The sequence below is a fragment of the Robertmurraya sp. FSL R5-0851 genome, from assembly GCF_038002965.1.
GTDB classification, from domain to species: Bacteria; Bacillota; Bacilli; order Bacillales; family Cytobacillaceae; genus Robertmurraya_A; species Robertmurraya_A beringensis.
Genome location: NZ_JBBOOE010000001.1, coordinates 383,419 through 401,349, shown reverse-complemented (window position 1 = coordinate 401,349; position 17,931 = coordinate 383,419). Strand labels below are relative to the sequence as shown.

Here is a 17,931-nt window from a genome sequence, read left to right as displayed (position 1 = left end):
ATATGCCCCCTAGACCGTTCTAAACTTGATAGTTCTTGACTTCATCTCAAGAACTGTATTTGTTTTTAATTCATCTTGTTCATGAAAAGCCATATCTAAACAAACTACCTGTTCCGGCTCTTCTTCAACCATTGCCTGAATAAGATTCTTATTCATTCTGTCAAGTAAACAAACAAATAATGATTTTTCTGCAACAGAATACACTCTTTCTCCTGCAAGCTCAACTTCTTCTATTTTTGTTGTAAGGTTAAAACCAGATTTCAACACAATTTCATATAAAATATCCAGTTCAGAGCGTCCATCTTTTACATTTTCCACGAATAAATCTAGCTGTTCTTCAATCTGGTCTGGCTGAGCTGCCACTTTTGAACCATCCCAAACTTTAAAATTACTAGAATCTAATTTGAACACTTTAAACCCTAAACCAACTTTATGTTCGTTATCAAACTGTAATCCCTCTTGCTCCTCTTGTTGAAACTTATAAATTACTCTGCGAACACGTTCTTTTGTAATGTCAGACATTTTACTAAATCCAAAACTTCTAGCGGCTGACTTTTCAGGAGTTTGCTCAGGTAATTGAACTAGAATATATTGATGCTCTTTATTTTCACTAGCATTTAAATTCATTAATGCATGCGCTGTACTACCAGAACCAGCAAAAAAGTCTAAAACTATTTGCCTATCTTCTTCACCTAATCCTTGCCTTAACAACTCTTGTATAAAACCTACTGGCTTCGGAAAATCAAATACTTCTTGTTCATTAAAGATTTGCCTAACTTCACGAGTACCTTGTGTATTGAATACCGTATCTAATATTGTTGAAAAACCAGTATAGTTACTTTCTAAATCCTTCAAGAATTTCTTTCGACGAGGGCGTCCATCTGGATTCTTAGGAAAAATAACTTCACCATTTTCAATTAATATTTTCATCCTTTTTGGTTCATAACGCCAACCAGTAGGTGGGCAAGAATAAGTAATATTAGTTATTGGGTCTGTTAAATCATAATGTAGATTTGGACGTTGCTCCTTGGTTGCTAAGCCGACCATATTATCACTCATCCAAAGCCCCCTAGGATCATTATCAGGGTTTGAATATTTATCTAAATCTTTGTCCTTCCCACGTAATTTTGAGCTTATGCTTCTACCATAACAAACTATGTACTCATGGTCTTGGGAAATACCGTTTTTAGAACGACTATCCACATTTTGTCTCCTCTTCCATATTAATGTACCAAGGTAAGACTCTTCACCAAAAATTTCATCTAATATTTTTTTCAAATTATCATACTCATGATCATCTATACTAACAAATATCAGTCCATCTTCTTTTAAAAGATTTCTAGCAAGGAATAAACGTGGATACATCATACTTAACCACTTCGAATGATATCTTCCACTTGTTTCAGAATTTGTAGACTGCTTAATGCCCATTTCATCTATCTGACCTGTATACTTCAAATAGTCAACCAGACCCTCCCTATAATTATCAGGATATATAAATTCATTGCCTGTATTATATGGGGGATCGATATAAATCATTTTAACTTTTCCATAATAACTTCTTTGAAGGAGCTTTAACACTTCTAAATTATCGCCTTCAACTAATATATTGGATGTTTTATCAAAGTTAATTGATTCATCAAGGATCGGCCTTAATGTTCCTGTGCTTTGAGTCTGAATGTTTTTTATTGCTTCATTTTTCCCTGCCCATGATAATCCATATCGTTCTTGATCAGTTTCAATTTGTTTTCCCAAAATCTGTTGAAACTTTTGAAAATCAATTTTCCCGTCAGTAAATACTTCGGGCATAATTTTTTTTAACTGATTAATTTTATCCGAAGTAATGTCTAAAGAATTTAACATTAATTTTTCAACCACAGTTTTTCTCCCTCCATTTTGACTATATCCTTTGCAATTATTACCCATAAACATAACAGGTAATGCTACAATTTCAATTTATTTATTTCACTTGAATACCGTTCCTTCATAGAAACATATTCAACAGATCCATCTTCATTTGGAAAGCCGATTGTCCTATCTAATAACATATCTATCGTTTCATTCGGATCATGAAAAAGCAAACTGTATCTACCACAAAGGTCAGGTTCATAGGTTTTTTCTGTATACATTATACGTACAAGCATATCCCACTCGCCTACTTGCATACTCAGGAACTCTATATCCTCATTCCTCTTTACAGGAAGCGGTCTAAATTCTCCTCGAAGACTTTTATTAAAAATTGTTATGTCACTCATAAAATAGGTAACCGAAAGGCTTATATTTGATACAAATTCATCAACTGTTACCCCCTTAGGTAATATAAAAAAATCAACTCGTACATTGCTCCTATCGTCCATTTCAATAATAATGTCTTCCTCTCTCTCCTGAACCTCTGTTAAGTCTGAAGTATCAAATTGAGAAGGTAAATAAACACTACAGATAGGAAATAGGAAAATATTCTCTTGTTGAACAACTCCCCTATGTCTAGAGCTATAAATCTTATCATGATTATGCTTAAAGTGAATAACAGGAAGCTTGATAGGATTCTCTCGTTCATCATAATAACCATGCCACGAGGCTGAATTTATAGGTTTTCCACAAAAGACCCTGCCTTTTTCAGTTTGTAAACAGGCTACATCAAAGCATTTGTTTTTAGCTGCAGAATCTATTAATATATCAACTTCACCTTTACTTGTATTATATCGTAATGGAGTTTCCTTTACTTTTATTCTTAACAATTGTTTTCCATTTCTAACTAATCTTATAAATTTCTTTTTAATCATTACATTGCCTCCCTTCATTTGTTATTGATATATATTTTCCAATCCATAAAGTTGTCATAATTATAGCAAACCTTCTAACCTGTTGACTTTGATTAAACAAACAATATCCTACAAAAATCCTTCACGCAAAACTACGGAAACCTTAAAACACTACCTAGTTACGCGAAAAAGTAAGACCCCGGGGGTCAAAAAATCCCCCGAACCATTAGTCCGAGGGAACATAAAATACACTTCATATATTGTTGGAAATCGCTAAACCTATTGATACTAAGCTATTTTAACTCTATCAACGCCACGCACTCGACGTGCGTCGTATGCGGAAACATATCAACAGGCTGAACCTCAACCGTGCGATACCCACCATCCTCAAGCACACGCAAATCCCGCGCCAACGTAGCCGGATTACAAGACACATACACAACCTTCTTCGGCTTCATCTCAATAATCGTTTGCAGCAATGCATCATCGCAGCCTTTACGTGGTGGATCCACAACAAGAACATCGGCAACAATCCCCTTTTTGTACCAATTAGGGATCACCACCTCTGCCTCACCTACCGCAAACTCTACATTATCAATCACATTTAACTCTGCATTCCGGTTCGCATCCGCAATGGCCTCTGGGACAATCTCAACTCCGTACACCTTCTTCGCCTTTTGCGCTAGAAACAGCGAAATCGTTCCAATTCCACAATAAGCATCGATCACCGTTTCCTCACCAGTCAATTCTGCGTAAGAAAGTGCCTGGTCATAAAGCACCTTCGTTTGCGCTGGATTCACTTGGTAAAACGATCTGGAGCTAATCGCAAATTTGACGTTTCCGATTAAGTCATAGATAACCTCTTCTCCCCATAACACACGAGTCTCGTCGCCAAGGATGACATTGGTTTTCTTCGAGTTAACGTTCTGGATGATCGATTTGACCCCTTCAACTGCCTCCACGATTTCCTTAACGATTTTCTCCTTGTTTGGAAGATCAGGTGTACGTGTGACAAGAACGACCATGACTTCCTTCGTAACTTGTCCATGACGAGCCATGATATGTCTTAACGATCCTTTATGGCGCTGCTCGTTATAGGCGGTGACTCCGTATTTCGTACAGATTCTCTTTACTGCCTGTACGACCTCATCATTTTTTTCCTGCTGAATCATACAAGCTTCCATATCGATGATTTCATGGCTTCGCTGCTGATAAAAACCGGCAATCAAGCCAGCTTCACGCTCACCCACAGGAACTTGAGCTTTATTTCGGTATCTCCAAGGCTCACTCATGCCTATTACCGGATGAACCTTTACATTTTCTAGCTTGCCAATGCGGGTAAGCACATCTCTTACTTGTTTTTCCTTTGCTAACAGCTGTCCTTCATAACTCAAATGCTGCAGTTGACAGCCTCCACACTCCTTGTAAATTGGGCAAGGTGCATCTACACGGTATGGGCTTTGTTCAAGGATTTCTTCTAATCGGCCGAATCCATATCCCTTATTGACCTTAATTACCTTTATTTTTGCTTTTTCACCAGGTAGCGCATTTTTAACGAATAACGGATAGCCATCTACTTTCGCTACTCCTGCACCGTCATGGGTTAAGTCTTCAAATACAACTTCTAGATAATCATTTTTTTGAACGGGTATTGTTTTTGTCATTGGTTACTTCCTTTATGTTTTTCGATATGAAAAATTGTATCATAACTCCCTATCGGATACGAAATCACAAAATCGAGTAGGGGTAGCCATTTCTGACCACCCCTCTCACAGAGCTCGTACGTGCGGATCTTCGCATACGGCTCTTCCCACTAATCCCCTTTGGGGACAACAGTTGTAAATCTAGATTCAAGACTGACTAATCCAAGGTTTGAAAAGAATTCATTATCCAGGGCTCCATGAACCATGGGGCTCTTTGAACTTCTCCAGGCAAACATCCTTATCCCCTGCAGACTATTTTCTCTCCATCCTTTCTTTCTAAGTGCTCGATGTAAGTTTTTAACATGCCTCCAGCTTCTTAGCTGAACCATTCTCAATCTTCTTCTTATCCATGAATCAAGTTTTTTAAATAGAGATTTTACATTTCCTTTTCCAAAGTAATTACCCCATCCCCTGATTAAGGGATTGAGTCCTTCCTGAATTAGAATTTGAATATCTACTGTTTGATTCTTTCTTGTTTTCAGTTTTACTTTATCCTTAAATTTCTTAAGCTTCTTTGGGTCTACTCTGCGGATGTTACGGTAGAATTCATACCCTAGAAAAGTGAAGGTTTCCTTTGTTGAATCCACCACTTTAGATTTTGTTGGATGGACTGTAAGTCCTAATTCCTCTTCCAAAAATCTTTTGACACCTTTCATCACTCGTTCTGCACCTTTTTGACTTTTACAGAGAATGATAAAGTCATCTGCGAATCTTACGATTCGCTGTCCTCTTTCTTTCATGAGGAGGTCTAGTTGATGTAGATAGATATTTGAAAGGAGCGGACTTAACACCCCTCCCTGGGGTGCCCCCTCCAATGTTTCTTGATATACTTGTTCTTCCATAACTCCTGCTGTAAGGAATTGTCGAATAAGGCTCAAAATAGAACCGTCAGTTATTCTTTTACGGATTCTTTGGATAAGTTTATCATGAGGGATTGTGTCGAAATAGGACTGTAAATCTGCATCAACTACATGTACATATCCCTGATTAAGATAGTCGGACACTTGGTCAAGTGCCATATGAGCGCTTATTTCAGGACGGAAACCGAAGCTACAGGGCAGAAATTCTTCTTCGAAGATAGGCTCAATGATATTACGTACTGCCGCCTGAACAATTCGGTCTTCTACCGTTGGAATACCTAGCGGTCTTACTTTGCCATTATCTTTTGGAATATATCTCCTTTTAACTGGCTTCGTACGATATGTCTTTTCCTTTAGTCTCTTTTGAAGAGCTTCTAGATTGCTCTCCAAATCCCTTTCATAATCCTCGATTGTCACCTTATCGATACCAGGGGCACCTTTGTTCTTTCGGACTTGATAAAATGCCGATTGGAGATTCCCCATTTTATATACTTTATCGTATAGGCTATACCAGACTCTTCTTTCCATCTAAATACTCCTCTTGCGTAACTGGTACACATCTTCCTGTTTCTGCTTCTCCATTATCGTTTACTAGCGGAATCAATAGCTACAACGGCAGTTCTTTCCATGTTCAACTGGTGGTGGACGGCTTACCCTTCTGTTCAGCCCTAGCGTCCGTGTTTGCACTACTAGCTTCTGCCCACTTCCACAGACATGCAATATGGTACTTTTATGTTATCTTCATGGGTCCTACCCTTCGCAAGTTTCAGTCCTTTTGAGAAAGAAACCCAAGTGCCACGGTTGGACACTCTCACTTATGTGCCGTCCTCGTCTCTATTACTAGAGAGTCATAGGCATAAGCTTCTTTACTACTATGGTGTTCTCTGACTCCTCCCCCCACATTTCGCAGTCTTGGATTCCCTCCTTGAGCTGCAATACCTGTCTGGATGGACAAAGGGAGGTCTCTGTGGGTCACATCGCTCACTTTCACTCTATCCCAGCCCTCATAACACTTCAAGCTACGTCAGTTATTGGGACTTCCTGTTCTCTTGCACAGTCATCCTGCTATCGTGCCAACATGGGATTTACGGCTCTGGTCAGAGTTTTGCCTTCAGACCCTCCGCACGAATCCTCACGGACTTCGCACTGTCTGTCAGCTAATACTTCCCGACTGAACGGCGGTTGTATTCGGGACTTTCACCCTATAGCGAAGCGTGCTGCCACACGCACAAGAAACTAACCACCCTTCTAGTGATTAGTTTCCTGAAACATTCCAACCCTCTGCTGGTCGGTCCTGTTCACGTATTTGATCAATCGGTACAAACACTTCTAGATGTCGGTATAAATTCACGAATTCCGCAGGTAAAAGGCCGCCGAATTCTCCATCCAGATTAAGCTGAACCTTTTCCTCGGAGTGAACTTTAATACGGTTTGCCTTTGTATAAATCACATGCGGATCGTTCACATGCTCCCCGCGAACTGCTAACGTGGCGATACGGATAAATTCAGCCAGGTTTGTCTTCTTTAAAATTAGCAAAGTAAACATTCCATCATTGATCGACGCATCGGGAGCGAGGCGCTCAAAGCCACCCACTGAATTGGTAAGCCCAACTAGAAACAGCATGACTTCTCCTTCAAAAAGCTTTCCATCATACTCGATACTTAAATCTGTCGCACGAATGGAAGGAAGCATTTCAATGCCTTTTAAGTAATAAGCCAGTTGTCCCAGCATCGTTTTTAGTTTGCTTGGTACCTCATACGTTAGCTCCGTTAAACGGCCTCCACCAGCAATATTAATAAAATACTTGTCATTAATTCGGCCGATATCAACAGGAATCGTATCTCCCTTGACGATAATGTCCGCTGCCGCTTCAATGTCACGTGGAATATGAAGCGCTCTTGCGAAGTCATTGGTGGTTCCAACCGGAATGACTCCTAGCTTTGGACGATACTCTTGCTCTGCCAGTCCATTCACTACTTCATTGATCGTTCCATCTCCACCTGCTGCTACAACTAGATCGTATTTTCGAGCGACAGCAATTTTAGCCGCCTCTGTCGCGTCACCTGCACCAGTTGTTGCGTGACAAGAAGTCTCATAACCGGCCATTTCTAGCTTTTGCAGTACCTCTGGCAATTGCTTTTTAAACGCTTCTCTTCCTGAGGTAGGATTATAAATAATTCTTGCTCTTTTCATTTTCATCATCCTATTTCAAAAATAAGGTTCTCTTCTATTAGTATGTAATCTCCGTAGTTGATTCCATCATTTAACATTAATATCATATCTCACAGGTGTCATTCCTGCAAATTTGTTGACAATCTATCATATCATGGAGATAGGCAAAAGTAAAAATCTCAACTCAAACAGCACCGGTAAGAATATGGTAAAATTTAGACATATCAAAATGAATGTAAGGAGGACTTTTATGGAGTATGGACTACTTATCATTGCCTATTTACTCGGTTCCATTCCGACTGCCTTATTAGTTGGAAAGTGGCTCTTTCAAGTGGATATTAGAACACTCGGTAGTAACAATCCAGGTGCGACCAATACCATAAGGGTTCTTGGAAAAAAGGCCGGAATCATTGTTCTTCTTGTGGATGTTGGCAAAGGGGCCTTTGCGACTTATTTACCCATTCTGCTTCATTCCGATCTCGATCCTCTATATGCGGGCTTCATGGCGGTAATCGGTCATTGTTTTCCGATCTTTGCAGGGTTTCGCGGAGGAAAAGCTATCGCAACCACTGCTGGTTTTTTAATGGTTTATCATCCTTTTTTATTTATGATTACTTTTCTTACCTTTTTCACCGTGATTTTTATATCAAAATATGTATTTTTTGGTTCGATCTCTGTTGGCTTTGCCATGCTGATATTTTCCCTATTTGAGGAAGGCTATCATCCTGATCTTATCTTTTTCTTATTCTTACTTCTGCTTTTCTTTTTGCACCGCTCCAATATCCGGAATTATATGAATCATACAGAGTTAAAAATCACTAGTGTTGTATTAATTTAATTTCACTATTTAAAAAACTCAAAATGTTCAATTTTATTATTTTATGCAAAGAAAAAGTCCTTTATAATGGATAGGTCAGGTGGTAATCCCGTCCAAATCCAATAATAAAGGACCAATCTTATGGATAAGATTACACGAAAAACATCATTTGGACAATGGTTTTCACCTATAAATGTTGAATTATTTGATGATCAAGTGAAAACATTGAAATTAGATTTCTATACGAAAAAACTTACGACGGAATCATTTTTAAAATTATTACTTTATGCACAGCTTGAAGAAGTAGAAAGTCTTCATGCGTTGAGTGATTGTCTTTTTGATGATCAACTCCAAAAAGGCATTGATCTGGATTCCATTAGTATTTCTCAGCTTTCACGACGATTAAATGGGATGAATCCAGATTTATTCCAACGACTTTTCCTTGATCTGGTCGCACAAATTCATGCCAAAACACACTACACCAAACTCGTCATGCCGTTAAAAATCATTGATTCAAGCACATTGCCACTTAATTTGACTAATCATAAATGGGCAGAGTTCCGCAAAACAAAAGCGGGTGTAAAGTTACATTTGCGCCTAGTATTTATGGAAAAAGGAATTTCTTATCCTGAAAAGGCTGTGCTAACAATGGCAAAGGAACATGATCGTGGTCAACTCGAAATCATGGTAGACGACAAGGAATGCATGTATGTATTTGACCGGGGCTATCTAGACTATGAACGCTTTGATCGCATGACAGATGATGGGTACTTTTTTCTATCTAGGCTTCGTAAAAACGCAGTCATACGAGAGGTCTACGATTATAATCTACCCGAGGATACGAATGTTCTGTCCGATCAAATGGTGTTGATTGGTACAACTCAAAACCGTACTGAGAACTACTTTCGTCTTTTAAGAGTGATGGATTCAAAAGGAAACGAACTTCAGTTACTTACGAATCGTTTTGATTTAAGCGCCGAAGAGATTTCAGAGATGTATAAATCGCGCTGGGCAATTGAGTTGTTTTTCAAATGGATCAAACAGCACCTCAATATCAAAAAGTTCTACGGTCGAAGTGAATGGGCGATCCACAATCAAGTGTTTATCGCATTAATCGTTTTTTGCCTACATGTCCTCGTTCAACTCGAGACAAAAAGCAAGCGTAAAACCTTACAAATTAGCCGTTATCTAAGAGCTGTTTTGTGGAAGCCGGCACATATTTGGCTTCGGAAAATCGAAGGAAAAACGATTCCTTAATACACAAACTGTCGTCGTCGCAACTGTCTAATTGTAAATATTTTTCCAAATGGATGGAGCCACCTTTGCTTAGGTACTTACTTTTTTGGCTCTAAACGGGAAGAACTTTAAAACTGAAAATTCAGTCAGTATTTATGCAACACTAGTGTTAAAAATTAATGATAAAAAACTTAAAGATGATAGAATTCCTCCTAAACCTATAAAATGAAGGCTCAAAAAATTCAATCAAACGTTTGATTGAATTTTTTAAATTATTTTCAACAAATGAATTATTATTCTAAAGACTGATCAGATACTTTCTGAGAAAAGCTTTATTGTTACCCCTTTCACGATTTATTTCGGCTAAAAAAATATCGTCTCGTTCGCATAACAATGATAGAATATTGCATATATTTTTATAATTATGCTTTTACTATAATAAAGGAGGAAACCTATTTGTCGAATGAATTTTACCAAGCGATCTCCATTGCCATCTACATGGCGGGGATGCTACTAATTGGTTGGTATTCTTACAGAAAAACTAGTAATCTGACGGACTATATGTTAGGCGGACGCTCACTAGGCCCTGCCGTAACCGCACTAAGTGCCGGTGCCGCCGACATGAGTGGTTGGTTATTAATGGGGTTACCTGGAGCCATTTATGTTAATGGCATGGTCGATGCCTGGATTGCCATCGGACTTACCATTGGAGCCTACCTTAACTGGGTTCTTGTTGCTCCAAGACTTCGTTCTTATACTCAAGTGGCAAACGACTCGATTACGATTCCTGGTTACTTAGAGAATCGATTTAAAGATCAAACGATGCTGCTTCGAATCGTGTCTGGTCTTGTTATTCTCGTTTTCTTTACGTTTTATGTTTCTTCCGGAATGGTCTCAGGGGGCATATTTTTCCAGAGCTCTTTCGGTGTTAGCTATCATACCGGTTTATTGATCGTATCTGCTGTTGTAGTTGCCTACACCTTATTTGGTGGGTTCTTGGCCGTCAGTTATACCGACTTTATTCAAGGACTTATGATGCTCCTTGCACTTATTTTTGTCCCTATTATTGGGGTATTTGCAACAGGTGGACCTTCTGAAACGTTTGAAACGGTTCGACTTGTGAATCCAAACTTCTTGGATTTATTAAAAGGTGCTAGCTTCATCGGAGTTGTGTCGGCTATGGCATGGGGATTAGGATACTTTGGCCAGCCACATATCATTGTACGCTTTATGGCCATCACTACGGTTAAAGAAATAAAGAGTGCCCGCCGTATTGGGATGACATGGATGATTTTCTCTCTACTCGGAACCATCCTTACAGCGATGATTGGGATTGCGTATTTTAAAAAGAATCCTGAGTTAACCCTTTCTAATCCAGAAGCCGTCTTTATTGAACTTGGACAATACTTGTTCCATCCAATCATTGCCGGTTTCCTATTAGCTGCGGTCTTAGCCGCGATCATGAGCACGATTTCATCTCAGCTCATTGTAACTTCAAGTGCTCTTATTGAAGATTAGTACAAAGTGTTATTAAAGAAAGAAGCTTCCGACAAGCATTATGTATTATTGGGAAGATTAGCTGTATTAACCGTGGCTGTAGTTGCCCTTTTATTAGCTCTAGATCAAGACAATACGATTCTTTCACTTGTTGCCTATGCTTGGGCAGGCTTTGGCGCGTCCTTTGGTCCTGTTATTATTCTCAGTCTCTTCTGGAAAAAGATGACGAACTGGGGAGCCATCTCAGGTATTATCACCGGTGCCATTACGGTAATTCTATGGAAACAAGCTGAGGGCGGAATTTTTGACTTATACGAAATTGTTCCTGGCTTCCTCCTCAATGCAATCGTTGCGATTATCGTAAGCATCCTTACATTTAAACAAAACGATCAAATTGAAAAAGAATTTAATGAAAGTATCGCGTTATTAAAAGAAGAGAAATAATTTTCAAACAACTCATTCGACAGCGAATGGGTTGTTTTTTTGTCGGAAATATTCTTTTCCTGGGAAATACAGGCTTATTTCCAGAGAACTTGTCTAATCCTGTTGTTCATAAAAGTGACATAGTTCACACTTCGGTCAATAAGCTTTTAACAAACTGTGAACGATTGTTTTTCCCTATGGTTATTACTATGGTCACATCGTATATTATGAGTGTAATCATCAATTAAATCCTTTTTGAAAGGCGGAATCATTTATGTTTAATCAATTTTTAAGAGAAAACAAGATTTCTGCAGCTCTTCTTACTCTATTACGTGTGTATCTCGGCTACGCTTGGATGACAGCAGGCTGGGGCAAAATAACTGGCGGGTTTGATGCTGCTGGATTTTTAAAAGGTTCTATTGCAAACCCTGTCGCTGGTCCAGATGGAATTGTGTATGGCTGGTATGTATCTTTCCTTGAAGGTGTGGCACTACCGAACGTGGATCTATTTAATTTCCTTGTACCTTGGGGCGAGTTTTTAGTAGGATTAGGCTTAATTCTTGGGTGCTTTACAAGTGTAGCGATGTTCTTCGGTTTAGTCATGAACTTCTCTTTCATGTTAGCAGGTACCGTATCTCATAACCCTACAGACATACTAATGGGTGTAATCATTCTTACTGCCGGATTCAATGCAGGACGTTACGGCTTAGACTACTATGTGGTCCCTTTCCTTCGCAAAACGGTTTTCAAAAAAGGCGCCGATCTTCTTCAACAAAAAGCCTAACCGAAACTAATAAATGAAAAGACAAAACCTATATTATATATGTTTAATAGGTTTTGTCTTTTGTTGTTTAACTAACATACCCGTCATTATTGTTTAAAATTAATTGTTCAATTGCATAGGCAACTCCATGTTCATTATTGGAATGTGTATGGAACTGTGCGATTTCTTTGACGGTGGATACTGCATTCCCCATCGCTACGCCGCAACCTGCATATTCAATCATGGTTAAATCATTCTCGCCGTCTCCAATACAGATGACTTCTTCGCGAGCAATTCCTAATTTTTCAGCAAGGAGCTTTACGGCATTTCCTTTACTCACACTCGGATGTAAGATTTCATAAAAGTAAGGAGTACTTCTCACCATCGTATATTTTTCCTTAAGCTCTATAGGAATCGAAGCAATCGTTTTATCTAATTGTTCTGGATCTCCAGCAAACATTACTTTAGGAATTAAAATATCTGTTGGTACTTCTTCCATTTCACGATAATGTAATGGCACATTATTCACAAACGATTCTAAAACGGTATATGGACTGATATCCTTATTCGGAGTGTATATTCTTTGCGTATCAGAAAAATGCATGGATGTCTCTAGTTCCTGACTGACTTTGTAGAGTGTCAATAAGTCTTCACGTGTCAATGATATTTCTGATAATACTTCCTTTGTTTCTGAATGCTGAACAAGGGCCCCGTTAAATGTAATGACAAACTGGTTATGAAGATCGAGTTCTTCAATGAATTCATGCACCCCACCGATAGGTCTTCCAGTACAAATAACCACTTTGACTCCTTTTCGTTTTGCTGCTTGGATTGCTTCATTTACTTCCTTTGTTACCTCCTTTCGATCATTAAGTAAGGTTCTATCAATATCAATAGCTAGCAATTTATACATGTTAATCCTTCACTCCAGTGCTGTTGATCTACAAGATTAGATTTCCAATCCCCCACAATAAAACAAAACTTATTAATATCGTTAAATTAAAAACAATTCTAGATATTGCTTCTCCATCACTCTCTTTGATAATATTACATCGTTTTAATAGATAACCTAACGAAATAATGATAATTGAAAAGATGAATTGATCGTTAAAATTGGACAACAGAACATTCCTCTATTCTTTATAGTAATGAATAAAAAGGATGAGTTGAGATGATAAAACAAGGGATAGTCCGCTCTTGAACTATCCCTTTAAAACCTATGCTTCCACTTTTGTAAAGAATTGTGGTAAATGCTCTTTGTGTGCTTCTAGCATTTCATCTAAGATTTCTTTAGCTACTTTATCTCCAGGTACCAGAGGGTTAATAGTCATAGCTAGTAAAGCAGTTTTGTAATCCCCAGTAACCGCAGCTTCAGCGCTTACTCTTTCAAAGGATTTAATTTGTTGGACCAATCCGTTCACAGCAACAGGAAGTTCTCCAACTGCAAATGGTTTAGGGCCGTCTTTTGTGATTACACAGTTTACTTCAACAGCTGAATCATCAGGAATTCCTTGGATGGCTCCGTTGTTTCTAGTATTAACTGGTTGTATGTCGCCTTTGTCATTGTAAATAGAATTGATTAAACTACAAGCAGCATCACTATAATAAGCACCGCCACGCTTTTCTAATTGAGGTGGCTTAATGTCTAGATTCGTGTCTTTGTATAACTCAAACAGTTCTGTTTCTAAAGCTTTTACTACTTCTGCACGCGTTCCTTCGTTATCCGCTGCACGTTTTTCATCTGCTAACATTTCATCCGTTTTGTAGTAATAACGGTGATACGGACAAGGGATCACGCCTAAACCACGAGCGAAATCAGCTTCCCAAGCAAGGTTACGAATGTTTTTCATGGTCATTTCGGCAGTTGGATTCGCCAACGCTTCAACTACTTCTTCTTTTACACTCTTACCGTCTAAGAATACATCTAAGCCAAAGACCATATGATTTAAGCCAGCAAAATTAACTTTAACTCGGTCTGCATCTACATCTAATATCTTAGCAATATTCATTTGAATACCGATTGGCACATTACATAACCCAACTACTTTTTTGATATTGGAATAACGAAGAACGGCTTCTGTAACCATTCCTGCTGGGTTTGTGAAGTTAACTAGCCATGCGTCTGGACATAGCTCTTCAATGTCCTTACAAATATCTAGAATAATAGGGATCGTACGAAGACCTTTGAACAGTCCACCTGGACCGTTTGTTTCTTGACCAATCACATCATATTTTAGTGGAATTCTTTCATCTTTAATACGAGCATCTAATAAACCCACTCGGAATTGAGTAGTAACGAAATCTGCATCTTTTAATGCCTCACGTCTATCTAAAGTTAAATGAACTTCAATTGGAAGACCTGCTTTTTCTACCATTCTTTTTGCTAAATTTCCGACAATCTCTAACTTTTCTTTCCCAGCCTCGATATCAACAAGCCATAGTTCACGTATAGGAAGTTCATGATAGCGCTTTATAAAACCTTCAACTAATTCTGGAGTATAACTTGAACCTCCACCAATTGTAACAATTTTAATGCCTTTACTCATTTTACATCCTCCTAAATAGTAATGACTTACTAACTTCTATTCTAGTTGGAACCAATTAATTTGAATATACCTCTTGATGAAGGAGATTTGTTTCCCGTTGAAAAACACTTGTTTCTTAAAAATTACACTGTGTTTTTTATGAACTGATGGAGGGAAGGGTTTGATTAGAGGATTAATAATAGAAAAGAGGATAACTGCTCGTATATGGAGCAGTTATCCTCTTTTTCGCCTGAGGTCTTTTTTTTTACCGTTTTCGAATCTCTTGTTGTAATAACTTGTTTACTAACGGAGGATTCGCCTGGCCCTTGGTGGCTTTCATGATTTGACCAACTAGGAATCCAATGGCCTTTTCCTTACCATTTTTAAAATCATCAATGGATTGTGGATTGGCATCAAGAACTTCGGCAATGACGGTTAGTAGAGCACCTTCATCAGAAATTTGTACTAGACCTTGGTCTTTGACAATTTTCTCAGCACTTCCGCCTTTTTCAACAAGTTCTTTAAATACCTTCTTCGCAATCTTCGAAGAAATCGTTCCGTCGCTAATGAGCTTAATCATTCCCGCAAGCCCCTCTGGTGTTAGAGCTACATCAGTCAGTTCCTTTTGTTCGGAATTTAAGTAGGCTGATAATTCTCCCATAATCCAGTTAGATGCTTGTTTCGGATCCGCTCCTGCTGCAACCGTTGCTTCAAAAAAGTCAGCTGTTTCCTTAACCACCGTTAATACAGCCGCATCATACGCAGGTAAGCCCCACTCTTCGGTATAACGCTTTTGTCTTGAATCTGGAAGCTCTGGAATTTCCGCACGAATGCGAGCCTTCCAATCCTCATCAATATACAAATCCGTTAAATCTGGTTCAGGGAAGTAACGATAATCTTCCGAACCTTCTTTGACCCTCATTAATAAAGTGGTATTGGTTGCCTCGTCATAACGGCGTGTTTCCTGCTGAATCTCTCCCCCAGCACGAACTACTTCTTCCTGACGCTTCGCTTCATATTCGATTCCTTTGCGAACAAAGTTAAAGGAGTTTAAGTTCTTCAACTCCGTCTTTGTCCCAAATTCCTCTTGTCCTACTGGACGAATGGAAATGTTCGCATCACAACGTAAGGAGCCTTCCTCCATCTTACAATCAGAAACTCCAGTATATTGAATAATTGATTTTAATTTTTCTAAATACGCATAGGCTTCATTCGCTGTACGAATATCCGGCTCTGATACAATCTCAATCAGAGGCGTTCCCTGACGATTGTAGTCACAAAGAGAATACCCATTTTCATGATTTAGTTTGCCAGCATCCTCTTCTAAATGAATTCTTGTGATGCCGATTTTCTTCTTATATCCATCGACTTCGATTTCGATAAACCCGTGCTCACCAATCGGCTGGTCAAATTGGGAAATCTGGTATGCTTTTGGGTTATCTGGATAAAAGTAATTTTTTCGGTCAAACTTCGTATGGGTTGCAACGTTACAGTTTAAGGCCATACAAGCCTTCAACCCGTAGTCAACCACCTTTTTATTTAAGACCGGCAACACCCCTGGATATCCAAGGTCAATCACCGTTGTATTGGTATTGGGTTCCGCACCAAAATGGTTGGGACTTGCAGAGAAGATTTTTGATTCTGTTTTTAACTCTACATGGACTTCAAGTCCAATTACCGTTTCGAATTCCATTCTTATCCCCCTTACAGACCTGGCTTTTGCTTGTGGAAGTCTGTCGCCTGCTCAAATGCATGAGCTACACGGTAGACAGTTGCTTCGTCAAAGTGCTTACCGATAATTTGTAAACCTAATGGCAGTCCTTGATCAAAACCACATGGCACAGAAATTCCAGGTACCCCAGCAAGATTTACTGGAATGGTTAAAATATCATTAGCATACATTGTTAATGGATCGCTTGTTTTTTCACCGATTTTAAAAGCAGGTGTTGGTGTCGTTGGTCCAACGATTACATCATACTTCGCAAATACATCTTCAAAATCCTTTTTAATCAATGTACGTGCCTTTTGTGCTTTCTTGTAATACGCATCATAATACCCTGAGCTCAAAGCAAAGGTACCAAGCATGATTCTGCGTTTCACTTCATCTCCAAAGCCCTCTGCTCTAGAGTTTTTATACAGTTCCATTAAATTGTTCGAATTCGGCGAACGATAGCCATATCTGACTCCGTCAAAACGTGCTAGGTTAGCAGACGCTTCGGAAGAACTAAGCAGGTAATAAGTTGAAAGAGCATACTTTGAGTGAGGTAAAGAAACTTCCTCCCAAGTGGCTCCTAACTTTTCAAGTGTCGCAAGAGCTTTCATGACTGATTCACGAACCTCTGGGTTCACACCTTCTCCGATATATTCCTTTGGTACCCCAATCTTTAACCCTTTTACATCACCTGTTAAGGCATTCACATATGATGGAACCTCAACATTGGCAGACGTTGAATCCATTGGATCCACACCAGCAATGGCCTGTAAAACATATGCGTTGTCTTCAACGGTTCTAGTAATTGGACCAATTTGGTCTAGCGAAGAAGCAAAAGCAATTAAGCCAAAACGAGATACTCGTCCATAGGTAGGCTTTAACCCAACCACTCCACAAAAACTAGCTGGCTGACGAATGGACCCACCTGTATCAGATCCTAATGAGAACGGAACCTCACCGGCTGCTACAGCTGCTGCTGAACCGCCTGAAGACCCACCTGGAACGGTTTCAATATTCCAAGGATTTTTCGTCTTTTTAAAACTTGAGTTTTCCGTGGATGATCCCATGGCGAACTCGTCCATATTTAATTTCCCAATCGTAATCGTTTCAGCTTCCTGAAGCTTTGTCACAACAGTAGCATCATAGATAGGATCAAAATTATGTAGAATTTGGCTTGCTGCTGTTGTACGTAAATCCTTCGTTACAATATTGTCTTTAACCCCTACCGGCATACCAAACAGCAAACCTTTTGCCTCGTCCGTTCCTAGCTTTTCATCTAGTTTTTTGGCTTGGCTTCGTGCTCGCTCTTCATCTAATGTTAAAAACGCAGACACTTGGGTTTCGACTTCTGCAATTCTTTTATACGACTCATCTACAAGATCTGACACACTAATTTCTTTTTTATGTAACTGTTCATGAAGATCAGATACTTTTTGATCGAATAAGCTCATATGGTCCCTC

Annotated in this window: 12 protein-coding genes and 1 pseudogene; 4 read left to right on the top strand and 9 right to left on the bottom strand. The window is 39.0% G+C overall.

Features of this window, described 5'->3' with window-relative positions:
* Positions 1–9 precede the first annotated feature (9 nt).
* The 5 genes from MKX65_RS02070 to MKX65_RS02050 form a co-directional block, all read right to left on the bottom strand.
* Positions 10–1,878, bottom strand: a complete 1,869-nt coding sequence (locus MKX65_RS02070; RefSeq protein ID WP_160548403.1) for a DNA methyltransferase — start codon at positions 1,876–1,878, stop codon at positions 10–12.
* Between the two features lie 65 nt (positions 1,879–1,943).
* Positions 1,944–2,783: a hypothetical protein gene (locus tag MKX65_RS02065; protein WP_160548404.1), complete on the bottom strand. Its 840-nt coding sequence runs from the start codon at positions 2,781–2,783 to the stop codon at positions 1,944–1,946.
* A gap of 272 nt (positions 2,784–3,055) precedes the next feature.
* Positions 3,056–4,426, bottom strand: coding sequence for a 23S rRNA (uracil(1939)-C(5))-methyltransferase RlmD (rlmD, locus tag MKX65_RS02060; RefSeq protein ID WP_160548405.1), 1,371 nt, complete (start codon positions 4,424–4,426; stop codon positions 3,056–3,058).
* A gap of 149 nt (positions 4,427–4,575) precedes the next feature.
* A complete protein-coding gene (ltrA, locus tag MKX65_RS02055; protein ID WP_160549940.1) occupies positions 4,576–5,853 on the bottom strand; it encodes a group II intron reverse transcriptase/maturase in 1,278 nt (425 codons plus the stop codon).
* 727 nt (positions 5,854–6,580) lie between these two features.
* Positions 6,581–7,519 carry a diacylglycerol kinase gene (locus MKX65_RS02050; RefSeq protein ID WP_160548517.1) on the bottom strand — a complete coding sequence of 313 codons (939 nt, stop codon included), beginning with the start codon at positions 7,517–7,519 and terminating at the stop codon, positions 6,581–6,583.
* Positions 7,520–7,748: 229 nt separating this feature from the next.
* Between MKX65_RS02050 and plsY the strand changes: the two genes are divergently transcribed.
* The 4 genes and pseudogenes from plsY to MKX65_RS02030 all read left to right on the top strand — a co-directional run bounded on the left by plsY (position 7,749) and on the right by MKX65_RS02030 (position 12,255).
* Entirely contained in the window at positions 7,749–8,336 is a 588-nt protein-coding gene (plsY, locus tag MKX65_RS02045; RefSeq protein WP_340902040.1) for a glycerol-3-phosphate 1-O-acyltransferase PlsY, read from the top strand.
* Between the two features lie 120 nt (positions 8,337–8,456).
* Positions 8,457–9,572, top strand: a complete 1,116-nt coding sequence (locus MKX65_RS02040; RefSeq protein ID WP_160549407.1) for an IS4 family transposase — start codon at positions 8,457–8,459, stop codon at positions 9,570–9,572.
* Between the two features lie 435 nt (positions 9,573–10,007).
* Positions 10,008–11,492 (top strand): annotated as a pseudogene (gene putP, locus MKX65_RS02035) (sodium/proline symporter PutP).
* A gap of 253 nt (positions 11,493–11,745) precedes the next feature.
* Complete coding sequence (locus MKX65_RS02030) at positions 11,746–12,255, top strand: DoxX family membrane protein (RefSeq protein ID WP_160548520.1); 510 nt, start codon at positions 11,746–11,748, stop codon at positions 12,253–12,255.
* A gap of 67 nt (positions 12,256–12,322) precedes the next feature.
* Here the strand turns inward: MKX65_RS02030 and yidA are convergent, their stop codons facing one another.
* From yidA to gatA, 4 genes are all read right to left on the bottom strand, one after another.
* Positions 12,323–13,147 carry a sugar-phosphatase gene (yidA, locus tag MKX65_RS02025; RefSeq protein WP_160548521.1) on the bottom strand — a complete coding sequence of 275 codons (825 nt, stop codon included), beginning with the start codon at positions 13,145–13,147 and terminating at the stop codon, positions 12,323–12,325.
* A gap of 304 nt (positions 13,148–13,451) precedes the next feature.
* Positions 13,452–14,780 (bottom strand): family 4 glycosyl hydrolase, encoded by a 1,329-nt coding sequence (locus MKX65_RS02020; protein WP_160548522.1) that lies wholly within the window; start codon positions 14,778–14,780, stop codon positions 13,452–13,454.
* A 244-nt stretch (positions 14,781–15,024) separates the two neighbouring features.
* A complete protein-coding gene (gene gatB / locus MKX65_RS02015; protein WP_340902037.1) occupies positions 15,025–16,452 on the bottom strand; it encodes an Asp-tRNA(Asn)/Glu-tRNA(Gln) amidotransferase subunit GatB in 1,428 nt (475 codons plus the stop codon).
* Positions 16,453–16,463: 11 nt separating this feature from the next.
* Positions 16,464–17,921: an Asp-tRNA(Asn)/Glu-tRNA(Gln) amidotransferase subunit GatA gene (gene gatA, locus MKX65_RS02010; RefSeq protein WP_340902035.1), complete on the bottom strand. Its 1,458-nt coding sequence runs from the start codon at positions 17,919–17,921 to the stop codon at positions 16,464–16,466.
* Between the last annotated feature and the right edge of the window lie 10 nt (positions 17,922–17,931).

Bases quoted from the DNA above. Each gene is read 5' to 3' on its own strand.
- MKX65_RS02065 (WP_160548404.1), bottom strand. From the start codon at position 2,783: ATGATTAAAAAGAAATTTATAAGATTAGTTAGAAATGGAAAACAATTG.
- rlmD (WP_160548405.1), bottom strand. From the start codon at position 4,426: ATGACAAAAACAATACCCGTTCAAAAAAATGATTATCTAGAAGTTGTA.
- MKX65_RS02030 (WP_160548520.1), top strand. From the start codon at position 11,746: ATGTTTAATCAATTTTTAAGAGAAAACAAGATTTCTGCAGCTCTTCTT.
- gatB (WP_340902037.1), bottom strand. From the start codon at position 16,452: ATGGAATTCGAAACGGTAATTGGACTTGAAGTCCATGTAGAGTTAAAA.
- ltrA (WP_160549940.1), bottom strand. From the start codon at position 5,853: ATGGAAAGAAGAGTCTGGTATAGCCTATACGATAAAGTATATAAAATG.
- MKX65_RS02020 (WP_160548522.1), bottom strand. From the start codon at position 14,780: ATGAGTAAAGGCATTAAAATTGTTACAATTGGTGGAGGTTCAAGTTAT.
- MKX65_RS02040 (WP_160549407.1), top strand. From the start codon at position 8,457: ATGGATAAGATTACACGAAAAACATCATTTGGACAATGGTTTTCACCT.
- gatA (WP_340902035.1), bottom strand. From the start codon at position 17,921: ATGAGCTTATTCGATCAAAAAGTATCTGATCTTCATGAACAGTTACAT.
- plsY (WP_340902040.1), top strand. From the start codon at position 7,749: ATGGAGTATGGACTACTTATCATTGCCTATTTACTCGGTTCCATTCCG.
- MKX65_RS02050 (WP_160548517.1), bottom strand. From the start codon at position 7,519: ATGAAAAGAGCAAGAATTATTTATAATCCTACCTCAGGAAGAGAAGCG.
- yidA (WP_160548521.1), bottom strand. From the start codon at position 13,147: ATGTATAAATTGCTAGCTATTGATATTGATAGAACCTTACTTAATGAT.